Annotated in this window: 18 protein-coding genes and 1 pseudogene; 12 read left to right on the forward strand and 7 right to left on the reverse strand. The window is 44.9% G+C overall.

From position 1 onward, the window contains the following. Window positions 1-14: 14 nt before the first annotated feature. The 5 genes from AC0IYG_RS23590 to AC0IYG_RS23610 all read left to right on the forward strand — a co-directional run bounded on the left by AC0IYG_RS23590 (window position 15) and on the right by AC0IYG_RS23610 (window position 6,007). Entirely contained in the window at window positions 15-1,748 is a 1,734-nt protein-coding gene (locus AC0IYG_RS23590) for a M3 family oligoendopeptidase (RefSeq protein WP_471713514.1), read from the forward strand. 76 nt (window positions 1,749-1,824) lie between these two features. Beyond that, on the forward strand, window positions 1,825-2,076 hold the full coding sequence (locus AC0IYG_RS23595; RefSeq protein ID WP_471713515.1) for a hypothetical protein: 252 nt from the start codon (window positions 1,825-1,827) through the stop codon (window positions 2,074-2,076). Window positions 2,077-2,319: 243 nt separating this feature from the next. Continuing rightward, a complete protein-coding gene (locus tag AC0IYG_RS23600) occupies window positions 2,320-3,396 on the forward strand; it encodes an NAD-dependent epimerase/dehydratase family protein (RefSeq protein WP_471713516.1) in 1,077 nt (358 codons plus the stop codon). Between the two features lie 50 nt (window positions 3,397-3,446). After that, window positions 3,447-4,394: a glycosyltransferase gene (locus AC0IYG_RS23605; RefSeq protein ID WP_471713517.1), complete on the forward strand. Its 948-nt coding sequence runs from the start codon at window positions 3,447-3,449 to the stop codon at window positions 4,392-4,394. Window positions 4,395-4,399: 5 nt separating this feature from the next. Further along, window positions 4,400-6,007: a hypothetical protein gene (locus AC0IYG_RS23610; protein ID WP_471713519.1), complete on the forward strand. Its 1,608-nt coding sequence runs from the start codon at window positions 4,400-4,402 to the stop codon at window positions 6,005-6,007. Here the strand turns inward: AC0IYG_RS23610 and AC0IYG_RS23615 are convergent. The 4 genes from AC0IYG_RS23615 to AC0IYG_RS23630 form a co-directional block, all read right to left on the reverse strand. Next, window positions 6,002-6,451: an RrF2 family transcriptional regulator gene (locus AC0IYG_RS23615; RefSeq protein ID WP_471713520.1), complete on the reverse strand. Its 450-nt coding sequence runs from the start codon at window positions 6,449-6,451 to the stop codon at window positions 6,002-6,004. The genes AC0IYG_RS23610 and AC0IYG_RS23615 overlap by 6 nt on opposite strands. Window positions 6,452-6,634: 183 nt before the next feature. Beyond that, the gene (locus AC0IYG_RS23620) at window positions 6,635-9,040 is read right to left on the reverse strand and encodes a 3-hydroxyacyl-CoA dehydrogenase/enoyl-CoA hydratase family protein (RefSeq protein ID WP_471713521.1); all 2,406 of its coding nucleotides are present in this window, start codon (window positions 9,038-9,040) and stop codon (window positions 6,635-6,637) included. Window positions 9,041-9,056: 16 nt separating this feature from the next. Further along, window positions 9,057-9,521, reverse strand: coding sequence for a MarR family winged helix-turn-helix transcriptional regulator (locus AC0IYG_RS23625; RefSeq protein WP_471713522.1), 465 nt, complete (start codon window positions 9,519-9,521; stop codon window positions 9,057-9,059). Window positions 9,522-9,659: 138 nt separating this feature from the next. Continuing rightward, window positions 9,660-10,907: a peroxiredoxin family protein gene (locus AC0IYG_RS23630; protein ID WP_471713523.1), complete on the reverse strand. Its 1,248-nt coding sequence runs from the start codon at window positions 10,905-10,907 to the stop codon at window positions 9,660-9,662. 140 nt (window positions 10,908-11,047) lie between these two features. Here AC0IYG_RS23630 and rsmH point away from each other — a divergent pair, with 140 nt between their 5' ends. From rsmH to mraY, 5 genes are all read left to right on the forward strand, one after another. Next, window positions 11,048-11,965, forward strand: coding sequence for a 16S rRNA (cytosine(1402)-N(4))-methyltransferase RsmH (gene rsmH / locus AC0IYG_RS23635; protein ID WP_471713524.1), 918 nt, complete (start codon window positions 11,048-11,050; stop codon window positions 11,963-11,965). A 21-nt stretch (window positions 11,966-11,986) separates the two neighbouring features. After that, entirely contained in the window at window positions 11,987-12,412 is a 426-nt protein-coding gene (locus AC0IYG_RS23640; protein ID WP_471713525.1) for an FtsL-like putative cell division protein, read from the forward strand. 60 nt (window positions 12,413-12,472) lie between these two features. Next, window positions 12,473-14,617 (forward strand): penicillin-binding protein, encoded by a 2,145-nt coding sequence (locus AC0IYG_RS23645; protein WP_471713526.1) that lies wholly within the window; start codon window positions 12,473-12,475, stop codon window positions 14,615-14,617. 7 nt (window positions 14,618-14,624) lie between these two features. After that, complete coding sequence (locus tag AC0IYG_RS23650; RefSeq protein WP_471713528.1) at window positions 14,625-16,103, forward strand: UDP-N-acetylmuramoyl-L-alanyl-D-glutamate--2,6-diaminopimelate ligase; 1,479 nt, start codon at window positions 14,625-14,627, stop codon at window positions 16,101-16,103. An 82-nt stretch (window positions 16,104-16,185) separates the two neighbouring features. Continuing rightward, on the forward strand, window positions 16,186-17,400 hold the full coding sequence (gene mraY / locus AC0IYG_RS23655; protein ID WP_471713529.1) for a phospho-N-acetylmuramoyl-pentapeptide-transferase: 1,215 nt from the start codon (window positions 16,186-16,188) through the stop codon (window positions 17,398-17,400). Between the two features lie 8 nt (window positions 17,401-17,408). Here the strand turns inward: mraY and AC0IYG_RS23660 are convergent, their stop codons facing one another. Both AC0IYG_RS23660 and aroB read right to left on the reverse strand, forming a co-directional pair. Beyond that, window positions 17,409-17,984: a DUF4136 domain-containing protein gene (locus tag AC0IYG_RS23660; protein ID WP_471713530.1), complete on the reverse strand. Its 576-nt coding sequence runs from the start codon at window positions 17,982-17,984 to the stop codon at window positions 17,409-17,411. Between the two features lie 88 nt (window positions 17,985-18,072). Continuing rightward, window positions 18,073-19,108 (reverse strand): annotated as a pseudogene (aroB, locus tag AC0IYG_RS23665) (3-dehydroquinate synthase). Between the two features lie 295 nt (window positions 19,109-19,403). Between aroB and AC0IYG_RS23670 the strand changes: the two are divergent. Both AC0IYG_RS23670 and AC0IYG_RS23675 read left to right on the forward strand, forming a co-directional pair. Next, entirely contained in the window at window positions 19,404-20,249 is an 846-nt protein-coding gene (locus AC0IYG_RS23670) for a VOC family protein (RefSeq protein WP_471713531.1), read from the forward strand. Window positions 20,250-20,268: 19 nt separating this feature from the next. Then, on the forward strand, window positions 20,269-20,460 hold the full coding sequence (locus AC0IYG_RS23675; RefSeq protein WP_471713532.1) for a VOC family protein: 192 nt from the start codon (window positions 20,269-20,271) through the stop codon (window positions 20,458-20,460). Here the strand turns inward: AC0IYG_RS23675 and AC0IYG_RS23680 are convergent. Then, complete coding sequence (locus tag AC0IYG_RS23680) at window positions 20,457-21,431, reverse strand: 1-acyl-sn-glycerol-3-phosphate acyltransferase (protein ID WP_471713533.1); 975 nt, start codon at window positions 21,429-21,431, stop codon at window positions 20,457-20,459. The two genes, AC0IYG_RS23675 and AC0IYG_RS23680, sit on opposite strands and share 4 nt — an antisense overlap. Window positions 21,432-21,479: the final 48 nt, after the last annotated feature.

Below are 21,479 nucleotides of genomic sequence, written 5' to 3' on the forward strand. Positions count from 1 at the left end.
AAGCAACATTAAAAATGACTAACGACAACATTATTGATATACCGACCCGGGCGAAAAGGGTTTTTATTGGGGAAGAATTTGATTTGAAAAAATGGGAAGATGTTGAGCCGTTTTTTGAAAATTTGAAAAACAGGGAAATCAACTCGGCCCAGGATTTACAGCAATGGTTTCTGGATCGCAGCGAAATTGAATCTTATTTGTCAGAAAACTTTGCGTGGCGATATATCCGCCAGACTTGCGACACGGCAAATACCAGCCTTATCAATGCCTTGCAATTTTTCATCTCCGAGATCCAGCCTAAACTTGCTGAATACGGCAATGCGCTGGACAAAAAAGTCGTGGACAGCCCTTACCTGAGCGAGCTGACCGAAGCCGGATTTGCCATCACGATCCGCGGCATGAAGAAGGCCATTGAGATTTTCCGCGATGAGAACATTCCGCTGATCACAGAAATGCAAACCGAGGAGCGCCACTACGGAGCCATTGCGGGCGCGATGACGGTGACATTGGACGGCGAAGAAATGACTTTGCAAAAAGCCGCCGACCGTTTGCAATCGACAGACCGGAATGTGCGGGAAGAAGCCTGGCGCGCGATCAGCGGCAGACGTTATGAAGATCACGAAAAACTGGACGAACTGCTGAACAAGCTCGTTTCGCTTCGGGATAATGTTGGTAAAAATGCAGGTTTCGCCAATTATCGCGATTATATGTTCGCGGCGATGGGCCGTTTTGATTACACGCCTCAGGATTGCTTCAATTTTCATGATTCTGTAAAAAAAGCCCTTGTGCCGATGCTCGATGAAATGGCTGAAAGCAGAAAACAAGCGTTGAAAGTCGATCAGCTGCGTCCATGGGACACAAAAGTGGACCCGCAGGGACTTGCGCCGTTGAAACCTTTTGAAACGGGTGAAGAGCTTTTGGATAAAACTATCCGCTGTTTTTCTCGTCTGGATCCGTTTCTGGGCGACTGCCTGCGCACCATGAAAACGATGAAGCATCTTGACCTGGAATCGCGGAAAGGAAAAGCGCCGGGTGGTTATAATTATCCGCTGGATGAAATTGGCGTTCCGTTTATTTTCATGAATGCGACGTCCAATTTGCGCGATATGGTGACGCTTTTGCACGAAGGAGGCCATGCAGTGCATTCGCTGGTGACCCGGGATTTGAAGCTTAACTCGTTCAAACACACGCCTTCGGAAGTTGCTGAGCTCGCTTCTATGTCCATGGAATTAATCACAATGGACTTTTGGGATGAATTTTTCGAAAACGAAAATGATTTGAAAAGAGCGAAGATCCAGCATTTGGAATCAATCATTGAAACATTGCCGTGGGTTGCAACTGTGGATAAATTCCAGCATTGGATGTACGAAAACCCTGCGCACACGGCCGAACAACGCACGGAAGCATGGGTGCGCATTTATGGCGAGTTTACGGATAATGTAATGGATTGGTCGAATCTGGAAATTTATAAAAAATACCTGTGGCAGCGTCAGTTACACATTTATGAAGTTCCGTTCTACTATATAGAATATGGCATCGCGCAATTGGGAGCCATTGGGGTTTGGAAAAATTATCGCCAGAATCCTGAGCAAGGATTGAAAGGTTACCTGGACGCATTGAAACTGGGCTATACGGCAACCATCGGGGAAATTTATCAGGCTGCCAACATTCCTTTTGACTTTTCGGAACAGCATATCACTGATCTGATGCAATTTGTGCGTAATGAATTGGCCGAATTAAAAAAGTAACATTTCGTCCGGGCTGATTTGGTGGTTATGAAAATGACGGTTATTTTTGCCCATATTACTATGAACGATCAAAGAAATGAAATTCTATAAAATTGTTGCATTTGTTGCCGGTGTTGCGTTGCTATCTTCTTGCGAATATCAGAAATACAATCACATTGAGCAGAAAGACCTGAATGTCGGCAATGAAACTGTTTACGGCGTAAGCCCGGACTCGTTACCACGTCAAATGTCTCTCAAATACGAAGCCAAACCTGAGCTGGAAACGCGTGTAAACGACATCAGAGCAAAATTATACAGCGGCGAATCCAGTGCAGTTGTAAAACAATAACAGCATTTCTTGCCAACATATTGAAGATATCCTCGTTTCTCCGGGGATATCTTTTTTTTGAAACAGCATTTAGAACCGATTGAACAATTTCAATATAGGGTCTGGCGTATTATTCCTTTTACAGGTGTCCATAGACTAACTGAAGTTGTGACAATTGAACATTTTTAATTTACTTTACGTATTCGAGGCAGGATACATTGGTAATAATCGAGCATAGACAAGCAATTAAAAGTACACAAAAACATGAATATAGCTTTGGTAACCGGCTCTGCCGGACTCATAGGAAGTGAATCGGTTGCTTTTTTAGCGGATAAGTTTGATCTGGTAATTGGGGTTGATAATAATTTGAGAGAATACTTTTTCGGAGCTGACGGAAATACAGAATGGAACCGCAACAGGATCCAGGATCAGTTCAACAATTACAAGCATTATTCAGCTGATATTCGTGAGGTTAGCCAGCTGGAACCCATCTTCAAAGAATACGGAAACGACATTAAGCTTATTATCCACGCAGCAGCACAGCCAAGTCACGATTGGGCAGCGAAAGAGCCTTTCACGGATTTTGGTGTAAATGCAGTTGGAACGCTTAATATGCTGGAAATGACACGCCTGCACACGCCGGAAGCTGTGTTCATCTTCACTTCCACGAATAAAGTTTATGGTGATAATCCAAATTATCTGCCATTGATCGAGCTTGAAACGCGTTGGGAAATTGATCAGAATCACCCATATTTCGAGAACGGGATCGACGAACAACATAGCATTGACCACACAAAACATTCTGTTTTCGGCGCTTCAAAAGTGGCTGCCGACATTATGGTGCAGGAATATGGCCGTTATTTCGGCATGAAAACAGCGGTTTTCCGAGGCGGATGTCTTACAGGCCCAAACCACTCGGGAGCGCAGTTGCACGGATTCCTTGCTTATTTGATGAAATGCGCGATTACAGGAAATCACTACACGATTTTCGGTTATAAAGGAAAACAGGTTCGTGACAACATTCACAGCCATGACCTTGTAAACATGTTCTGGCATTTTTATCAAAATCCACGTCCGGGCGAAGTTTACAATGCGGGCGGCGGACGTTTTGCAAACTGCTCAATGCTTGAAGCCATTGCATTGTGCGAGCAGATTACAGGAAACAAATTATCTTACTCATATTCAGAAACGAATAGGATCGGCGACCACATTTGGTATGTCAGCGACCTTTCGAAGTTCAAATCACATTATCCGGGATGGAACTGGGAATATGGCCTGACTGAGACGCTTACCCAAATTCACGACGGTATTTCTTCCCGATTAGGAGTAAAAACAGTTTAATTATTTAAAAGCCTCCGAAGTCATTTCGGAGGCTTTCAAACTCCTCCCCCATGCCAGAAAATTTTGTCATTATCATTCCGCAATTCAACGACTGGGAGGCGCTGAACCTGCTTATACAGAAGATCAACGAGGATTTGAACCCCTCGATCTTGCAAAACACAACCCTTTTTATTGTCGACGACTGCTCTTCCAAAGACAGAACACAGCCGTTTGTCAAATTTGGCGGTAAAGAGATAAAGGTTCTGCGCCTATATCGCAATCTCGGCCATCAGAAAGCCATCGCAATCGGCCTTTCATACGTCGCTGAGCACATTGCTGCTGACAAAGTGATCGTTATGGATGCCGACGGGGAAGATGCTCCGAGCGACATTAACTTACTGGCGCAAAGATCTTTACAAGAGCCGGGTAAAATTATTTTTGCTGAGCGGAATAAGCGCACGGAAAATCTACTTTTCCGGTCGTTCTACGTGATTTACAAGCTGTTATTCAAAATGCTGACTGGAAAAGTAATCACTTTTGGCAATTTCAGTCTTGTCCCTCAGAACCGCTTGCAGAACCTCGTGCGCGTTTCCGAAATCTGGAACAATTATCCGGGCGGAATCATCAGATCAAGAATTCCCTATGATTCTGTCCTGACGAACCGGGCAAAGAGATTGGCCGGAGAAAGCAAAATGAACTTCGTTTCGCTTGTTTTGCATGGATTAAGCGCAATTTCCGTGCTGGTTGACACCACGGCAGTCCGCATTTTAATCTTCTCAATCTTTATGTCAGGCATAGCGATCGCGTTTATCATTTTCATCATTTTCCTGAAACTCATCGGCAATGCAACGCCGGGCTGGGCATCCACTTTGGGCAGCACGCTCATGATCTTAATGCTGCAATCCTTCCTGATTTCGCTGTTTTTGGTGTTTATGGTATTACAATATCGTTCTCAGCAGCACTTCATTCCTGCCGTTCATTACCGCGATTTCGTTGAGAAAGTAGACACTTTCAGTTAGGTCGTATGATCACTTTTGACAACTCACCGCCTGTATATTGGTTCATTGGTTATGCGCTGGCGGCGTTTGTTATTTTTAGTGGTTTTTACAAATCAATTTCCACCAGAATATTTATCCTATCAGCAATTACATTGCTGATTTTCATGCGTTTACCGGTGATCGTTTTCAATAGGGAGCTCAATCCTGACGAAAGCCAGATGCTAAGCCATGCGATCACCTTATTTCAGGATCCGGTTTATTGGCGTTCGGTAGACGGCACGACCATTGGCCCGCTCGACAATTATTTGCTGGTTATCCCTAAACTCCTGGGTTTTCAGATCGATTACACTTCCGGACGCATAATGGGGCTTCTTTGTGCGGGTGGAGCGCTTTTATTCTTGTTTCTTACCTTAAAAAACTGGTTCGGAACTTCCATTGCGAGGAAAGCTTTCCTTCCGCCGCTTCTCTTTTTAACATTCACTCAAGAAGTTGACTTTGTACATTATTCGAGCGAGCAGCTGCCAGTTTTTCTCCTTTCTTTATGCTTATGGTTGCTTTCCCGCGCAAGCATTAACAATGGAAATGTCGGCAAGAATCTATTTTTACTCGGACTAGTTGCCGGATCAATTCCTTTTGCAAAGCTGCAAGCTGTTCCCCAGGCTCTGGTTTTGGCTGCGGCAGGGTTATGGGTTGGTTACCAATGGTTTAATAAACAAAAAGAAGGAAAGCCAGTCATTCTGCTGTTGCTCGGGGGGCTAACATTTCCCACTATTGTGCTGCTCTGGACGCTTGCATTCAATGTCTTTACTGATTTGCTTGATTTCTATATTTTTGGCAATGCGATTTATGCTGGAGGAAAAGGAATGCTTGACATTCCGGCTCAATTTGTAAAAATTATCAAACTTAGTGCTGATTTCCAGGTCTTTACCATTGCACTCATCATTCCGATTATTGCAGGTTTTTTCCAGATCGTAAAAAGCATTTCTGGTAGGAAGCATGACATGCTGGTGCCGATAACCATCTTTGCCCTGCTCATTTCAAGCATTTTCGCTGTTACCAAATCCGGCAACGACTTTATTCATTATCTGAATTTCTGCATCATTCCATGGACGCTTCTTGCCGCCTACGGACTCGCCCGCATTGAAAAGTGGTCGGTTGTTTTTCCTGCAACCGTGCTGTTATGGTTTGCTGGCAATGACGCTTATTATTTTGTTAAAGAGCGCAGGCTCAATGCATTCGTATCCGTTGAAGCCCGGGCGCTGGCACAAAGCCCAGTTGTAAAAGCATTAAAGAAATATAGTAAAAATGGCGATTATATGGTCGTATGGGGCTGGCAATGTGTTTATTATGTAGAAGCTCAGCTCGCGCAGGGCACTGCTGAAAACCATTCCGAGCGTTCCATTTTCAATCATGCCATGCAGGATGCATACAAGAAGCGCTATCTTTCTGACATTCACCGAACTAAGCCTGCTGTTGTGCTCGATGCGGTTGGGAAAAACAGCATGTGGGTGCAAAACAAAAAAGCCCAGGGAATAACGAGTTATCCTGAGCTTTTTCAATATGTTCAAAGTAATTATCAATACATCGGCGACTTTGATGACACACGCTTATATGTGCGCAAGGATCGCTTATAATTGAGATAACAAGTCTGATTGCTGCGCGTTTTCCGCTTGCAAAAGGTCGTTTAACGTTGTTCTGTCCAAAACGGCAAGGTTAGCGTCACGCCATCTTTCAAGCACGGATCGCAAGCTGCAAGTTTCCTCATCTTTACAATCATCACATCTTCCGTAGAAGAACATTGAAACGCAAAGCGCCGGCGCAATCGGACCATCGATGATCCGTAACACTTTTGAAAAATTGACTTCACCCGGCGGCACTCTCAATAAATAACCGCCTCCTTTTCCTTTCTGACTTTGCAGCACACCATTGTTACGCAAATCCAGTAAGATTGCTTCTAGAAATTTTTTCGGAATTTTCTCTTTCTCAGCGATATAGGAGATCAAAACGGGTCCTTTTCCGTATTGTTCTGCCAAGACCTTCAACGCTTTAAGCGCGTATTTTGCTTTTTTTGAAATCATTGTTGATCAAATGTACTTTTAGTCGATTTAGCATGTAGGCGAATCGTCCGCATCACCCATTCATAAGATGATTATTTCTAAATATCGAACATTTCACCGAATATCCTGCTAATTGCAAAACATTAATCGGTCAAACAATAATTCCCTTGACAAATTAGGAAAGATCTGCTTGTTCTCGAATAATCAGTTTCTGGGCGGTTTGCCGCCATTTAGCAAGCCTTGCATCCGCTCCAGTGTTTTCTTTTCACCGCATAGGGACAGAAATGCTTCGCGTTCCAGATCGAGCAGATATTGTTCGGTCACATTTTGTGCATAACTCAGATCGCCGCCATTGATGACATAAGCCAGCTTGTTCGCAATCTTCGCATCGTGATCCGAAATGTAATTGGCCAAACGCATTTGCGCGATGCCCGCCATAAATAAAGCAATGCCCGTTTTGCCCTGCACTTTGATGTCATTTCGCTGTTTCGGCTGCGTATAACCATTATCCGCCAGATCAATCGCAGCTTGTTTTGCCTCCACAATCAGTCGTGAACGGTTGAGAACAATCTGATCTTTTTCCTGCAAATAATTCATTTCACGCGCTTCCTGCGCAGAAGTTGAAACTTTCGCCTGTGCAATGTTCATGAAAGCGGTCTGCAGAATGTTGAGCTCCGTGTCACCCGCCTGATACATATCCGAGCAACGAAGCGCCATTTCCTTTGTGCCGCCGCCTGCCGGAATAATTCCGACGCCAAATTCCACAAGGCCAATGTAGGTTTCTGCATGTGCTACAACTTTATCCGCATGCAGATTAAGTTCGCAACCGCCACCGAGCGCAAGCGTATGCGGCGCGGTTACAACCGGAATCGATGAATATCGTGCACGCATCATGGTTTGCTGAAACTGCGCGATCACCATGTTGATCTCGTCGAATTCCTGCTCAATGGCAAACATAAACAGCATGGCCAGATTGGCACCCGCCGAAAATGCTTCGCTGGATTCGTTTCCAATCACCAATCCGCGGAAATCCTTTTCTGCCAGACTAATGCCTTTGTTAATCCCTTCAATCACTTCCGAACCCATCGTATTCATCTTCGACTTGAATTCCAGATTCAGAATTCCGTCACCAATGTCATACAGATTTGCACCGGCATTTTTCCAGACAATTTTATCTGACAAATTGCTGAGCAAGATGAAGCTTTCCTGACCGGGGATTTTTTTATAGGTTTTTGAAACAATGTCGTAATAGGAACGCTTGCCGTTTTCTACTTTATAAAATGACTCATTTCCTGCCGCAATCATTTCATAAACCCAGTCAGCAGGCTTCATATCAAGGCTTTCCATGATAGAAAGCATGTTTTTCACGCCGATCGCATCCCAGGTTTCAAACAAGCCATATTGCCAGCCGAACCCTGCGGAAATGGCCTGATCGATCCTGAAAATCTCGTCTGAAATCTCAGGGATACGCAATGAGGCGTATCTGAAAATGTCGGAAAATGTCTTTCTGTAAAACTCGCCTGCCTTATCGCGGCCGCCCACAAGCACGCCGAAACGCTTTGAAACGTCGCTTATGGCCTTCGTTACTTCCAATGTTTCAAACCTTACCTTTTCTGAAGGCTTGTATTCTAATGTATTGAAATCCAGCGCCAGAATGACGGATTTACCTTTTTCGTCTTTTACTTTTTTATAAAAACCCTGACCTGTTTTATCGCCCAGCCATTTGTTGTCATAAAGCTTTTGCATCACCTCGGGCATTACAAAAGCGTCGCGGGATTCATCCTTTCCTTCGCCGGAAGCATATAAATTGTTGGCCACATGCACCGTTGTGTCCAAGCCCACAACGTCGGACAAGCGATAAGTCCCGGATTTGGGACGACCGACAACCGGGCCGGTTAATTTATCCACCTCATCGACGCTCAAACCCATTTCAGCCGCCACGCGAATGGTCTGGATCAATGCGTAAATCCCAAGTCTGTTGGCAATAAAGCCCGGCGTGTCTTTGGCTAACACAGTCGTTTTGCCTAAGAAAAGATCACCATAATGCATCAGGAAATCGACAATTGCAGGATCTGTTTCGGGCGTCGGAATAATTTCGAGCAGTCGCAGATAACGTGGCGGATTGAAGAAGTGCGTGCCGCAGAAATGTTTACGGAAGTCGTCACTCCTGCCTTCTGCCATCAAGTGAATGGGAATTCCGGAAGTGTTGGAAGTGATTAATGTGCCCGGTTTGCGCAGCGCATCCACTTTTTCAAAAATGCTTTTCTTAATATCAAGCCGTTCCACCACGACTTCCATCACCCAATCGTAATTTTTGATATCGGCGAGGTTATCGTCAAAATTCCCTGTCTTGATCCGCGTCGCGAAATTCGGGCTGTATAATGGAGCGGGTGACGCTTTGACTGCTTGCTGTAATGCATCATTCACGATCCTGTTTCGAAATACAGGATGCTCGTTGGTAAGTCCTTTGGCTTTTTCAGCGTCATTGAGCTCTTTTGGCACAATGTCGAGCAACAAAACTTCCACACCGATATTGGCAAAGTGGCACGCGATGCGCGATCCCATAATGCCCGAGCCCAAAACGGCTACTTTACGAATTGAACGATTCATTATTTAAAGGTTTGGTTTAAAGCTCTTCCTGTATTTCGCCGGCTTTGAGTTTCTGATTTTCCTCTTCCACCAGCTTATTGATATCTTTAATTACATCAAAAAACACGACCAGTTTTTCCAAAGGAATTTTATCCCGGATCATTGTATTAAAGGAAATTACGCCTTCCCTGGCCAGCTCACGCTTTTCTTTTCCAAGGTCTGTCAGCACGATCCGGACAAAGCGTTTATCCTGTTCACTCACTTCGCGTTTGATCAGTCCCCGCTCTTCGAGGTTTTTCAGCATGCGCACAAGGCTGCGCGGTTCCATGCCTAATAATGGCGCAATTTTGGTTGCAGGCGTGCCATTTTCAATGTCAATATTGAGCAAGACATAGCCCACGGCCATGGTTGTGTCAAAACGTGCAGCGTAAGCATTGTACATTCTCGAAATCGAATGCCATGCCCATTTTATCTGGAAATCGATGGTTTTTTCCTTGCGCATCGTCTGAAAAAGCTTAATAGTATCGGGAGTGCCCCTTGTCACAAATGTAAGAAATCAGTCGAGTATTATGCAAGCATACTAATTTAGTTCAATAAAAAACGCATCGCCGGAATGAACTGACGATGCGCTCTTAAAAAACTATTTTTCTGCAATCAGCTTATCCATTAAGCTGTTAAAATCTGTTACGAATTCGTCAAAATAAACGCCTGTTCCCTGGCCTGAAAAACCCGTGTGGATTTCGCGCACCTTGCCTTTTTTATCAATAAAAATGGTTGTGGGATAGGACATTACTTTATTGAGCATAGGCAATGCTTTGGCAGTCGCTTCGTCGGTGTTGGTGCCAGCAAGCAAAATCGGATAATCGATTCCCATGCGCTCGATCATTCTTTTTAGCTTCGGATTAGAAACTTTTGGATCTGCTGATCTTTCAAAAGACAGCCCCACGACTTCCACACCGCGATCTTTGTTTTTCTTATACCAGGGCGCAATGAAATTGGTTTCGTCCATACAGTTTGGGCACCACGAACCCATGATCTGAATGATCACCGCTTTGTCCTTAAACCGCGGATCTTTCAGTGAAACCGGTTTGCCGTCCGAATCAGGAAATGTGAAGTCGACCGTTTCAAAACCTGGTTTCAGGAATGTAAGTCCGCCAGCATCAGGCAGTTTGGCGTTTTTGTTCGCCTTGGCAGTAAAGCTTCTCACACTTTTGATTCCTGACCACATAGAGCCTTTTAAAGAACCATCGTTTTGAATGGCGGCTTTGAAAAGTTTGGCATTGGAACCATCGAATGTTGATAAGAACAGGCTGTCGCCGTGAACGCTTCCGGTGAGGAAACGATAATCGCCGGTTGTTGTCAAAATGGATCCGGTAACGTCGGTTCCTTTTTGCACAAACGTTCCGACGGATTGCGTGGTGTCGCCGGTTGCTTCGGTAATGAATGTTGCGTCCCAGGTTCCGGCTACGGATTTTGCGCTCTTTGCCTCACCCGGCTTGAAGAATTTATAATTTTGACCAAACTTAGCTTCAAACGGAATGCCGCCGGAAATTTTGCCATTTGCAATTCTATAATAGGTGCCTTTCAACTGTTCCGCTTCGGCTTTTGCCACGATTTTCATGTCAAAAAGCTCCATAGGGATTACCAGCGAGTCATTTTGAAAAAACGCAGTGTCCATTTTGAGCCGCTCCGTATCATTGATGACCGTGACTGAATAGGTTTTGCCATCGGGATTTTTAGCAAGATCAAAAAGGAATGGAAGCTTGTTCTCCTCCCGGCTCAATGTTGCCCGCCAGATGCCCGTTTTCAGGTCGGGTTCAGCCGAAGAATTGCAGCTGATCATGGCAAATAAAATCAATACTGCCGCAAGCTGATTGATGACTCTCATATACAGTGGGTTATTATTAAATTAACGGTAAGGTGCCGAAATTAAATCCTTTGCTGACAGCAATTCGTACGCTTGAAAATTGCTAAGTTTGTAACTGCCCCCTGGCAAGAATTAGTTCCTAAGTACGTTGCTTTTAACAAATGGATTTACAAAGTACATATCACGAGCCTGTCATGTTGTCCGAATGCCTTGAAGGGCTTAACATTCAACCGGAGGGTGTTTATGTGGATGTGACTTTTGGTGGCGGCGGACATTCCCGCGCGATTCTCGAAAAACTTACGACCGGACGACTGCTGGTTTTTGATCAGGACCCGGACGCGGCGGCAAATGCTGCGGAATTCAAAGATGACAAAAGATTTACATTCATAGCAGCCAATTTCCGGCATTTGAAACGCTATCTCAAACTGCATAAGGCGGAAAAAGTAGACGGCATTCTGGCGGACCTCGGCGTTTCTTCGCACCAGATCAATACGCCCGAACGGGGATTTTCAACGCGCTTTGACGCGGACCTGGATATGCGCATGAACCCTAACATTGACAAGACGGCCCGGGAAGTCCTTAATTCGAGGTCGACAGCTGAATTGCAGCGCATTTTGGGCATGTATGGCGAGGTTACCAATGCGCGCACGGCCGCAGAAGCGATATTTTCTGCAAGACACAATTCCCCGATTGAAACGATTGCCGAACTGAAAGGAATTTTGATGCGCTATGCACCGAAACATCGTGAAAATAAATATTTCGCGCAGGTTTTTCAGGCATTAAGGATTGAGGTGAATGATGAGCTGGCTGTGCTGGAAGAGTTTCTGACGCAGGTTCCCGAAGTGCTAAATCCGAACGGCCGGCTGGTTGTGATGTCCTATCATTCTCTTGAAGATCGTTTGGTTAAAAACTTCATTTTAAAGGGAAAATTTGACGGAGAACTAGAAAAGGACTTCTATGGAAATGCGATAAGGCCGCTTAACAGCGTTACCAAAAAGCCGGTGGAAGCAACTCCCGAAGAAGTGGCCCGTAATCCGCGTGCAAGAAGTGCCAAATTACGGATAGCAGAGAAATTATAGTTTTTAAAATCCCACTTGAGAATGTCGGAAAATAAACGAAGACCTAAGCCTATTCCGCCTAAGCCTCCAAAACCAGCGAAGCGCAAGCGGGAATATCATTTATTCAACTGGCTGAACAAGTTTCTGCCACTTGACAAGGTTTTCGGAGAGAAAGCGCCGGGAAAAGAGGAACGCCTTCCCGTCAAGTATTTTTATTATTTCGGTTGGATCGTGATCTTGCTCGTTGCTTATGAACGCATTGGATTTCAGTCCGAGCAATATGTCCGCAACAGCATTAAGCTGAAAAAAGAAGTGGACGATCTTCGGGCAGAATACACTTCCATTCATGCTGAATACATGAAAAGCGGGCTGCAATCGGTGATCATTGAAAAAGTGAAAGCAGAAGGTCTTGAAGAAAACCTTATCCCTCCCAAAAAAATCATCATTAAGGAAGAAGAAGACGATTAGCCGGCCCTGGCGCTCATAATATTTACTCAATAATAAGCTCAATTTCTTCGAATAAAGGTCATGAAGAACGACGTTGAAAGCGGTCAGAATAATAAGAAAGCGCTGATCGCCCGTGCCCGGACCGTGGGCTGGCTTTTGTTTGTACTGGCTATTGCGGTTTTTGGTAAACTGATCCGCGTGCAGTATTACGATGAATTTAAAGGAAAAACCTGGGCCGAATATTCTGCAAAAAACGATTTGAAACTGGATACGATTCCGGCCATGCGCGGGAATATTTATTCCAAAGACGACCGCTTGCTGGCGACTTCCCTGCCTTACTATTATGTGGGTCTGGACACCAAAGTGGCCGATTCCGCTTATTTCTACAATCACATTGATGAGCTTTCTTCGTTGCTTGCCAAGAGTTTTGGTGAGTTTACCGCATCAGGTTACAAGAACAAGATCATGCGTTATCGTGTGAGCAAGAACAAAAGATATTTAAGACTGAAAAATCGCCAGATCAGCCATCTGGATCGGGAAAAAATTAAACTGTGGCCCTTTTTTGCAAGAAACCGCAAAGGTGGCGGCGGAAAGTTTGAAACGATTTACAGACGCTATAAACCATTCAGTCCGATGGCCGACCGGACCATTGGCGGCATTGATCCGAAAAGCGGACGCGGCTACATTGGTCTGGAAGCGAGCTTTGACAAAAATCTGGAAGGAAAAGCGGGCATAGGATGGGTGGAAATGGTTGAAGGTGGCATGAAAATTCCTGTCGGAGATGCATTAAATGTGCAGCCAGAGGCCGGGCGTGATGTTTACACCACATTAGACATGAATTTCCAGGACCGCGCTGAAATTGCATTGCGGAGAAAACTCATGGAAAGCAAAGCCAATTATGGCTGCGTGATCGTGATGGAAGTGGCCACCGGTGAAATTCGGGCAATGGCCAATCTGACCAAACGCGGCGATGGCAAATATGAGGAAGTTTTCAATTACGCGGTCGCAGGTGGCGCTGATCCGGGATCTACTTTTAAGCTGCCGACGATGATGGCGCTTTTGGAAGAAACAAAAATGAACCCTGACCAGGTGACCGTTAATACAGGAGCCGGCTCGGTTCGCTTTCGCGGAACTTCTATTAATGATTCAAAAAGAGGTGGCCACGGTGTGCTGACTGCGACGCAGGTTTTTGAAAAATCGTCTAACATTGGCGTGCATATGCTCATGCAGCGCTATTTCTTTTCCAAACCTGACACCTATCTTTCGTATTTAAAGCGCTTTCACCTGACCACGCCGACGGGCATTCACATGAAGGGGGAAAAGCCGCCTTATATCAAAGACCGCACATCGAAGCAATGGAGCGCATATTCGCTCACATTCATGTCTTACGGTTATGAAATGTCAATGACGCCGTTGCAGACACTGGCGCTTTACAATGCTGTTGCAAACGATGGTTACTGGGTGCGTCCTATGATCGTGCGCGAGATCCGCAATGCAGAAGGCGTTGAAGACAAAATCCCGCCATATGTTGAGGATAAGCCAATTGCGTCCGCAGAAACGATAAAAAAGGTGAAGAAAATGCTGGAAGGCGTTGTAAAAGCGGGTTCTGCGAAGAATATTAGCTCGGAGCTTTACCAGATCGCCGGAAAAACGGGAACAGCGCAGAAGCTGATCAATGGCATTTACACACCAGGAAAATATTACACGTCATTTGCGGGTTACTTTCCGGCAGATAAGCCAAAATACAGTGCTATTGTGATTATTGACACGCCGCAGGGTGAGGGTGCGAACTATACTTTATATGCAGGAAGCGTTGCAGCGCCGGTTTTCAAAGAAGTGGCCGATCGCATTTATGCTTATGACGTCAGCATTCAGAAGCCGGTTAAAGATTCAATTCCGGAGGTTTCCAAAGATGTACGGTGGGCCGGACGTGCGGAAGACCTGAAAATCATCAGCAAAGAACTTAAACTGACGCCTGTCCCCGACGGCACGGAATATGCAGCTGCCTCTCTTTTGAAAAAGGGTAAAACGAATTATCAGGCGCGTGTGATGGATACGAAAGATGTTCCGGATTTGCTGGGAATGGCCATGCGCGACGCTTTGTATATTTTGGAAAACAAAGGCTTTAATGTCACTTTTAAAGGCTCCGGCAAGGTCGTAGAGCAATCTTTACCGCCCGGCACTAACCCGGCTGGCAATAAAACGATCCTATTAACATTACAGTAGTTCCTTCATGGAAAGCACCCCAGACAAAATTTTAAGCGATATCCTGATTGGCGTTGCCGGAGCCAACATTACCGGCTCTGATATAGCTGTTATCAAAAGCATTATTCTGGATTCCAGAAAAGTTTTGCCCGGAAGTTTATTTGTTGCATTAAGAGGAACGCAAACGGATGGACATCAATACATTAACACGGCAACACAGCTGGGCGCGGCTGCTATTTTATGTGAAGAATTGCCGGAGACATTGAGCGAGCAAGTGACTTACATTCAAGTCCCGGATTCGGCAGAAGCGCTGGGCTCCATTTCCTCAGCGTTTTATGATAATCCTTCGCAAAACCTGACTTTGGTCGGTGTTACGGGCACCAATGGTAAAACTTCCGTTGCCACATTTCTTTTCCAGCTTTTTCGTGCATTAGGCTATCGCTGCGGACTGATTTCGACTGTTCAAAATCAAATTGAGGATGAAATTATTCCCTCGACGCACACCACGCCGGATGCTGTTGCATTGAATCAGCTGCTTTCGAAAATGCAGAAGAAAAATTGCAGTCACGTGTTTATGGAAGTGAGCTCGCATGCGGTTGCGCAGCATAGGATAACGGGTTTGCAGTTTGCAGGAGGGATTTTTACCAACATTACGCACGATCACCTCGATTTCCACAAGACATTTGATAATTACATTAAAGCAAAAAAAGGCTTCTTTGACCAACTTCCTGAGTCGGCTTTTGCGCTTGTTAATGTGGACGACCGCCGTGGTTCGGTAATGGTGCAGAATACAAAAGCCAAAATCGAAACATATTCTCTTCAAACGCTGGCCAATTTCAAAGGAAAAATCATTTCTGACACGCTGGCGGGCATGCATATGGACATTAATATGCAGGAAGTCTGGTTTAGGGTCATCGGCAGGTTCAATGCTTATAATTTGCTTTCCGTTTATGGCACGGCGATTCTTTTGGGTGAAAAACCTGAGTCCGTTTTAACAGAACTTTCTAACCTGAAAAGCCCTCCGGGACGATTTGAACAGTTTCATTCACCCGATAACATTGTGGGAATCGTGGATTACGCGCATACGCCGGATGCATTGGAAAATGTGTTGGAAACCATCAACCATTTGCGCAGCGGAAATGAGAAAGTAATCACGGTTGTGGGCTGCGGCGGAAATCGGGATGCGGAAAAGCGCCCTAAAATGGCCGCTATCGCTTGCAAATTCAGTAACAGGGTCATTCTCACATCTGATAATCCGCGTTACGAAGATCCGGCTGATATTTTAGAACAAATGCGCAAAGGCGTTCCACCATTGGATTACAAAAAGACAACGGTGATTGAAGACCGCCGCGAAGCCATTTTCAGGGCTTATGATGAAGCCAATCCGGATGATATCATTCTCATTGCGGGAAAAGGCCACGAAAATTATCAGGAAATCAAAGGAATAAAACACCATTTCGACGATAAGGAGGTTTTGCTCGAAGCTTTTGCAGCAAGACACGCTTAATCAGGGATGAAAAAAACGATGGCCCTTTTGTGTAGTCTTTGAAAAGAAGCAACTTTGCAGCGTCATCCCCAATACATTATTCATGCTCTATTACTTATTCGATTATCTCGACAAGCATTTCAATATCCCGGGAGCGGGCGTTTTCCAATATATTTCCTTCCGGGCGCTTGGCTCGACGGTCCTGTCGCTTTTCATAGCCGCCACTTACGGAAAAACGATCATTAATTATCTCAGAAAGAAGCAAATGGGCGAGACAATCCGGGATTTGGGATTGGCCGGTCAGATGGAAAAAGCGGGAACGCCGACAATGGGTGGCTTTATCATTTTGGCCTCATTGCTTATTCCGGTGCTGCTTTTTGCAAAGTTGAGTAATGTTTACATCGTGCTGCTCATCATTACAGCGCTCTGGACGGGGATGATCGGGTTTGTCGATGATTATCTTAAAAAATTCAAAAACAATAAAGACGGCCTGCATGGCCGCTTCAAAATCGTCGGCCAGGTGGGATTGGGCGTGATCGTGGGTCTAACGCTTTCGTTTAACGACAATGTGCGGATCCGGATTTATGAACAGCCGTTGCTAAGCTCAAATCTGGGAGAAATCCAGCGTTACCGGGACATTATTCATCCAACCGTAACGACAATCCCTTTCATCAAAAACAATGAATTTGATTATAAAGCATTGCTTTTCGGCTGGTTACCTGAGGAATATACGTGGGTGATTTACACCATCATTGCCATTTTTATCATCACAGCCGTTTCCAACGGAGCCAACATTACCGACGGAATTGACGGACTTGCGGCAGGCGTTTCAGGGATTATTGCGCTTACATTGGGCGTTCTGGCCTATTTGTCAGGAAACACGAAGTTTTCGCAATATCTAAACATCATGTACATTCCGAACTCGGGCGAGCTTGTGATTTTTTGTGCCGCATTCATAGGCGCCTGCGTCGGGTTCCTCTGGTATAATGCCTATCCCGCCCAGGTTTTCATGGGCGACACAGGAAGCTTGATGCTTGGTGGTGTTATTGCGGTTATCGCACTGGCGATCCGGAAAGAGTGGCTGATTCCTTTTATGTGCGGAATATTTATCGCTGAAAACCTTTCTGTAATCGTACAAGTCAGCTATTTCAAATACACCAAGCGTAAATATGGCGAAGGCCGAAGGGTGCTGTTAATGTCGCCGCTTCACCATCATTACCAGAAAAAAGGCATCCACGAATCCAAAATCGTGACAAGATTCTGGATCGTTGGAATCATCCTGGCCATATTGACGCTTGCAACATTGAAATTACGATAAGGAGCGGTTTATCGTCCTACCGCTTCACTGTAACGTCTCGGATCATAACCTTTCGCAAAAAGCGGATATTGGTCAAAAATCCTTCTTACGACGCTTCTGTAATGGTTGTTGGAAGTTTCAACGCCATTAAAAATCCCGGATGCATATCCCCTCCATACAACCTGATCACTTTCTGCATCGATAAGGGAAACGATTAATGTGCCTTTATCCAATGCGTATTTGATCGGTTCGTAGCGGAAACCGTCGTTTTCTGTATCAACCCAGTTTTTGATAACCGGCTGCATATAACCCTGGTAACGAAGGTTGTCGTAAAAAATACCATAGTTAACAAGCAATGTTGGTTTTTCTGCGGTAAGCTTGTAGCCTCTTACCTGCATCTGGCGGCGGATAGCTTCGTAAATCTCCGTGCAGAGATTGTTTGTATCGCGCTCACATTCGAGAAATGTATAGGAAGAATAATCCTTAAAGTTGGTTTCGTAGCTGTAATCGTGCTCCACAAACACCTTCCGACCACTGGAGCAACCCGCTATAATAATAATTAGGAGTAAAGCGGCATAAGTTGTAATAGACCTTAGCATAAGCATTTAATTTGTCAGGTTATGAAATATATATCAAGAATGTATTAATACAAATCCAACAGAACCAATAACTTACGCCAGATGCTTTTTAAAACTATCCCAAATAATAAGCTATTGATTTACGCATTTCAGAAGCAGAAATAACCACATCATAATCACATTGCCCCGCCCCTTTTCAGCAATGAAAATCTCACTTCTTTTCCTTTATTCTTTTTATCCTGCCGTGTAAGTGCAATGATCTGTTCCACATCCTCCGGCGCTATCTGCACTTTTCCATATGTTGCAAACAAAAACTCTTCAATCTCTGTAAGCGTCTGCTGGTCAATCATCTTTCTCGAAAACGAAAGGTAACTTTCCATGATCATTCCCACCGCTATCGCCTCTCCGTGAAACAGCCGTTGATTGGCCGATTTATTCAAAAAGCAAGTTTCAACCGCATGGCCGAGTGTGTGTCCAAAATTCAGGATCTTACGCAAACCTTTTTCCGTAGGATCCTGATCTACAACCTGTTCCTTTATTTTAACTGAATGCGCGATCAGGTCCGTCCAGTTTTGCTCTTCAAAATCCTTCTGCCTGATCTCATCCCACTTTTTCGCGTCAGCAATGAGACAATGTTTGATGATTTCAGCGAAACCAGACCTTATCTCTCTTTCCGGCAATGTTTGTAAAAAAACCGGATCGATCAGCACTCTTTTTGGCAATGTAAAAACGCCTAAATGATTTTTAAACCCTTGAAAGTCAATGCCTAACTTACCGCCAACACTTGCATCCACCTGCGAAAGCAAGGTCGTCGGCACCTGTATAAAATCTATTCCACGTTTGTAAACCGCCGCACAAAATCCGCCCATATCGCCAATTACACCTCCACCCAGATTAATTACCAGTGCATGCCGGTCCAGACCTTCCTTCGTCATCGCATCCCAAATTTTTTCGCAGGTTGCCAAAACTTTATTGGCCTCACCGCTCGGAACGCTCACAACATTATGACTTGGCAAAACTGCCTTCAAGTGAGGATAACAAAGCCTTTTTGTATTGTTATCAGCTATCAAAAACACTTTGGAATATTCCGCTGAACCTAAAAAACCACTTAAACTTTCACTGATTGGGGCAATCACTACTGACTCGTTCATTCTTCAATTTATTGAGACGGCGCTCGTAACACATACGATGAATGCACCTTAATGGATGCGTTGATAACCAGCTTTTTAAAAATAATATTCTGGAAATCTCTTTTAAAGATATGAATTATAATGTAGATGAGATAACCATTTACTGTTTGTATCCTAAGAAAATTTTTCCACACTCCACATTTTATCCACAATTGCGTTTACTGATGTCTCGTTTGCTTTTTATTTTGTAAAATTGCCCTCCGTTTCAAGCTGACAATTAATGTCTGGCTTCATTGATCCATTATAATCTTTCAGAATGAGTGCTCCGCTGATTTCAGGAATTCAACAAGTAGGAATTGGTGTTCAAAATGTCCCCGACGCGTTTAAATGGTATCGCCAAATGCTCGGATTTGACGTGCCCGTTTTTGACGAAAAAGCCGAAGCGCCGCTCATGACGCCTTATACGGGCGGTGTTGTGCACAAGCGTCATGCACTTCTGGCTATTAATATGGCAGGCGGCGGCGGATTGGAAATTTGGTCGTTTACCAGCAGAAAGTCGGAACCGGCTAATTTCAAACCTGAAATCGGAGACCTCGGCATTAATGCGATCCGGTTCAAAGCGCCCGATGTCAGGAAAGCACATGAATGGTTAAAAAGTCAGTCAAAAGAAGGCGTCGGCCCATTGACTGCATTGCCGGAAGGAGAAGGTTTCTGGGGCAATGACCCTTACGGAAACACATTCCAGATCACAAGCGATGAATCCTGGTTTCAGAAAACCGGAAAACCAGTTGGCGGCGTCGCTGGCGTCGTTATTGGCGTTTCGGACATTGATAAAGCAGTGGTTTTTTATCAAAACTTATTGCAACCGCTGGAAGTCGTTTACGACCGCACCGGCGTTTTTGAAGATATGCCGACGACTGTCAGAGGACAGCGTTTTCGCAGAATGTTGTTAAGAAAATCTTTCACACCCGATGGCGCATTCAGCCGTTTGCTGGGTAACATTCAAATAGAACTCGTGCAGGCGCTCGATCGCACGCCGAAGAAAATATTCCAGAATCGCTTTTGGGGTGATTGCGGATTCATCCATTTGTGCTTTGACACATTGGACATGGACACGTTGAAAATCAAACTGGCAGGCGCAGGGTTATCCGTTTACGATTGATAGCGAACGGTCTTTTGGCATGGAATCGGCAGCTGGCCGGTTTGCCTATCTGGAAGATCCGGACGGCACATTGATTGAGCTTGTTGAAACACACAAACTACCGATTTTAAAGAAAATTGGCTGGTTCCTGGATATTCAGAAAAGAAAACACCAACGGCCTTTGCCTGACTGGATGCTTAAAATGATGAGTTTGAGCAGGGTGAAAGACTAATAACGACTTCCGAGCCAGGCCAGGATTGGCAATGCAAAGAATAATGCTAATCCTGCCTGCCATCCGGCTATCAATCCCAAGATTAACGAGAGTAAAACGACGACTGTAGGATAAAGATACATCAGCATCCCAAACAAAACGGAGTCGTAAAAAACCGTCCTGGCTGTTAATTTAGCGGCTTTTCCTTCAAAAAAGTTATAAAGCGGCTTATGGATCGCACGCCCAAACCAGCCGATAGCATTCTGAAATGCATTACCGCTTGGCGGCAGCGGGCAGTCGCCAAATAATGTATTTAAGCGTTGCTTCTGCTCCACTTTCGAAATATCCGCAGGAATTGACCAAACTTCCCGGCTCATTTTTTGTTCCAAAAGGTCATTGAATTCCCGGAGCCATCTTTCGTACTCTTCCGGATTCGTTTTGATATCATTAATCAGAATAGCGTCCCCAAATTGCAGGGAAACCCTTTTGCCCGGTCCACGAAAGTGTTCGTAATTAACGCCGGTGGGCACGACCCCCATATTTTTCAACGGATCACTGCCATGCCAAACCTGATAAGCCATTCTGGCCGTTCCCTTTCCTAATGGCCGCAACCGCCATTCATTGACGCAAATTCCTTCCGAAAATACGATGACAGCGCCTCCGCTTTTCATCGCATCATGGCCTTCCTGAACAGTAACGTCGTGGTTCTTCACATATTGACGTCCTTCCGAACCTCTGAAAACCGGAATAAGCTTGATCTGACGAAGCCAAAATGCTGCCGCTTTTTTCTTAAAAACATCACCGCGGGTCAACGTGAAAATGGGCTGCTTCATAATTGCGCCGATTACAACGGCGTCAAAGAACGAACCGGAATGATTTGAAGCCAGGAGCACCGGACCTTGATGCATTTTATCAAAACCTTGGACGCAAAGCTTTTTAAGATATATGGGCAGCGCCAGGCGAACCAGGAAGCGGGAGAAGTAGAAGAACAAAATGTATCAGGTAAAATTGAACCGCAAAATTATTCAAAGTTTCGATAT

It is taken from the genome of Dyadobacter sp. AC419, assembly GCF_979253085.1.

Bases quoted from the DNA above. Each gene is read 5' to 3' on its own strand.
- AC0IYG_RS23650 (WP_471713528.1), top strand. From the start codon at position 14,625: ATGGAAAGCACCCCAGACAAAATTTTAAGCGATATCCTGATTGGCGTT.
- AC0IYG_RS23615 (WP_471713520.1), bottom strand. From the start codon at position 6,451: ATGATTTCAAAAAAAGCAAAATACGCGCTTAAAGCGTTGAAGGTCTTG.
- AC0IYG_RS23610 (WP_471713519.1), top strand. From the start codon at position 4,400: ATGATCACTTTTGACAACTCACCGCCTGTATATTGGTTCATTGGTTAT.
- AC0IYG_RS23625 (WP_471713522.1), bottom strand. From the start codon at position 9,521: ATGCGCAAGGAAAAAACCATCGATTTCCAGATAAAATGGGCATGGCAT.
- AC0IYG_RS23620 (WP_471713521.1), bottom strand. From the start codon at position 9,040: ATGAATCGTTCAATTCGTAAAGTAGCCGTTTTGGGCTCGGGCATTATG.
- AC0IYG_RS23595 (WP_471713515.1), top strand. From the start codon at position 1,825: ATGAAATTCTATAAAATTGTTGCATTTGTTGCCGGTGTTGCGTTGCTA.
- AC0IYG_RS23645 (WP_471713526.1), top strand. From the start codon at position 12,473: ATGAAGAACGACGTTGAAAGCGGTCAGAATAATAAGAAAGCGCTGATC.
- AC0IYG_RS23590 (WP_471713514.1), top strand. From the start codon at position 15: ATGACTAACGACAACATTATTGATATACCGACCCGGGCGAAAAGGGTT.
- AC0IYG_RS23600 (WP_471713516.1), top strand. From the start codon at position 2,320: ATGAATATAGCTTTGGTAACCGGCTCTGCCGGACTCATAGGAAGTGAA.
- AC0IYG_RS23660 (WP_471713530.1), bottom strand. From the start codon at position 17,984: ATGCTTATGCTAAGGTCTATTACAACTTATGCCGCTTTACTCCTAATT.
- AC0IYG_RS23605 (WP_471713517.1), top strand. From the start codon at position 3,447: ATGCCAGAAAATTTTGTCATTATCATTCCGCAATTCAACGACTGGGAG.
- AC0IYG_RS23670 (WP_471713531.1), top strand. From the start codon at position 19,404: ATGAGTGCTCCGCTGATTTCAGGAATTCAACAAGTAGGAATTGGTGTT.
- rsmH (WP_471713524.1), top strand. From the start codon at position 11,048: ATGGATTTACAAAGTACATATCACGAGCCTGTCATGTTGTCCGAATGC.
- mraY (WP_471713529.1), top strand. From the start codon at position 16,186: ATGCTCTATTACTTATTCGATTATCTCGACAAGCATTTCAATATCCCG.
- AC0IYG_RS23640 (WP_471713525.1), top strand. From the start codon at position 11,987: ATGTCGGAAAATAAACGAAGACCTAAGCCTATTCCGCCTAAGCCTCCA.
- AC0IYG_RS23675 (WP_471713532.1), top strand. From the start codon at position 20,269: ATGGAATCGGCAGCTGGCCGGTTTGCCTATCTGGAAGATCCGGACGGC.
- AC0IYG_RS23630 (WP_471713523.1), bottom strand. From the start codon at position 10,907: ATGAGAGTCATCAATCAGCTTGCGGCAGTATTGATTTTATTTGCCATG.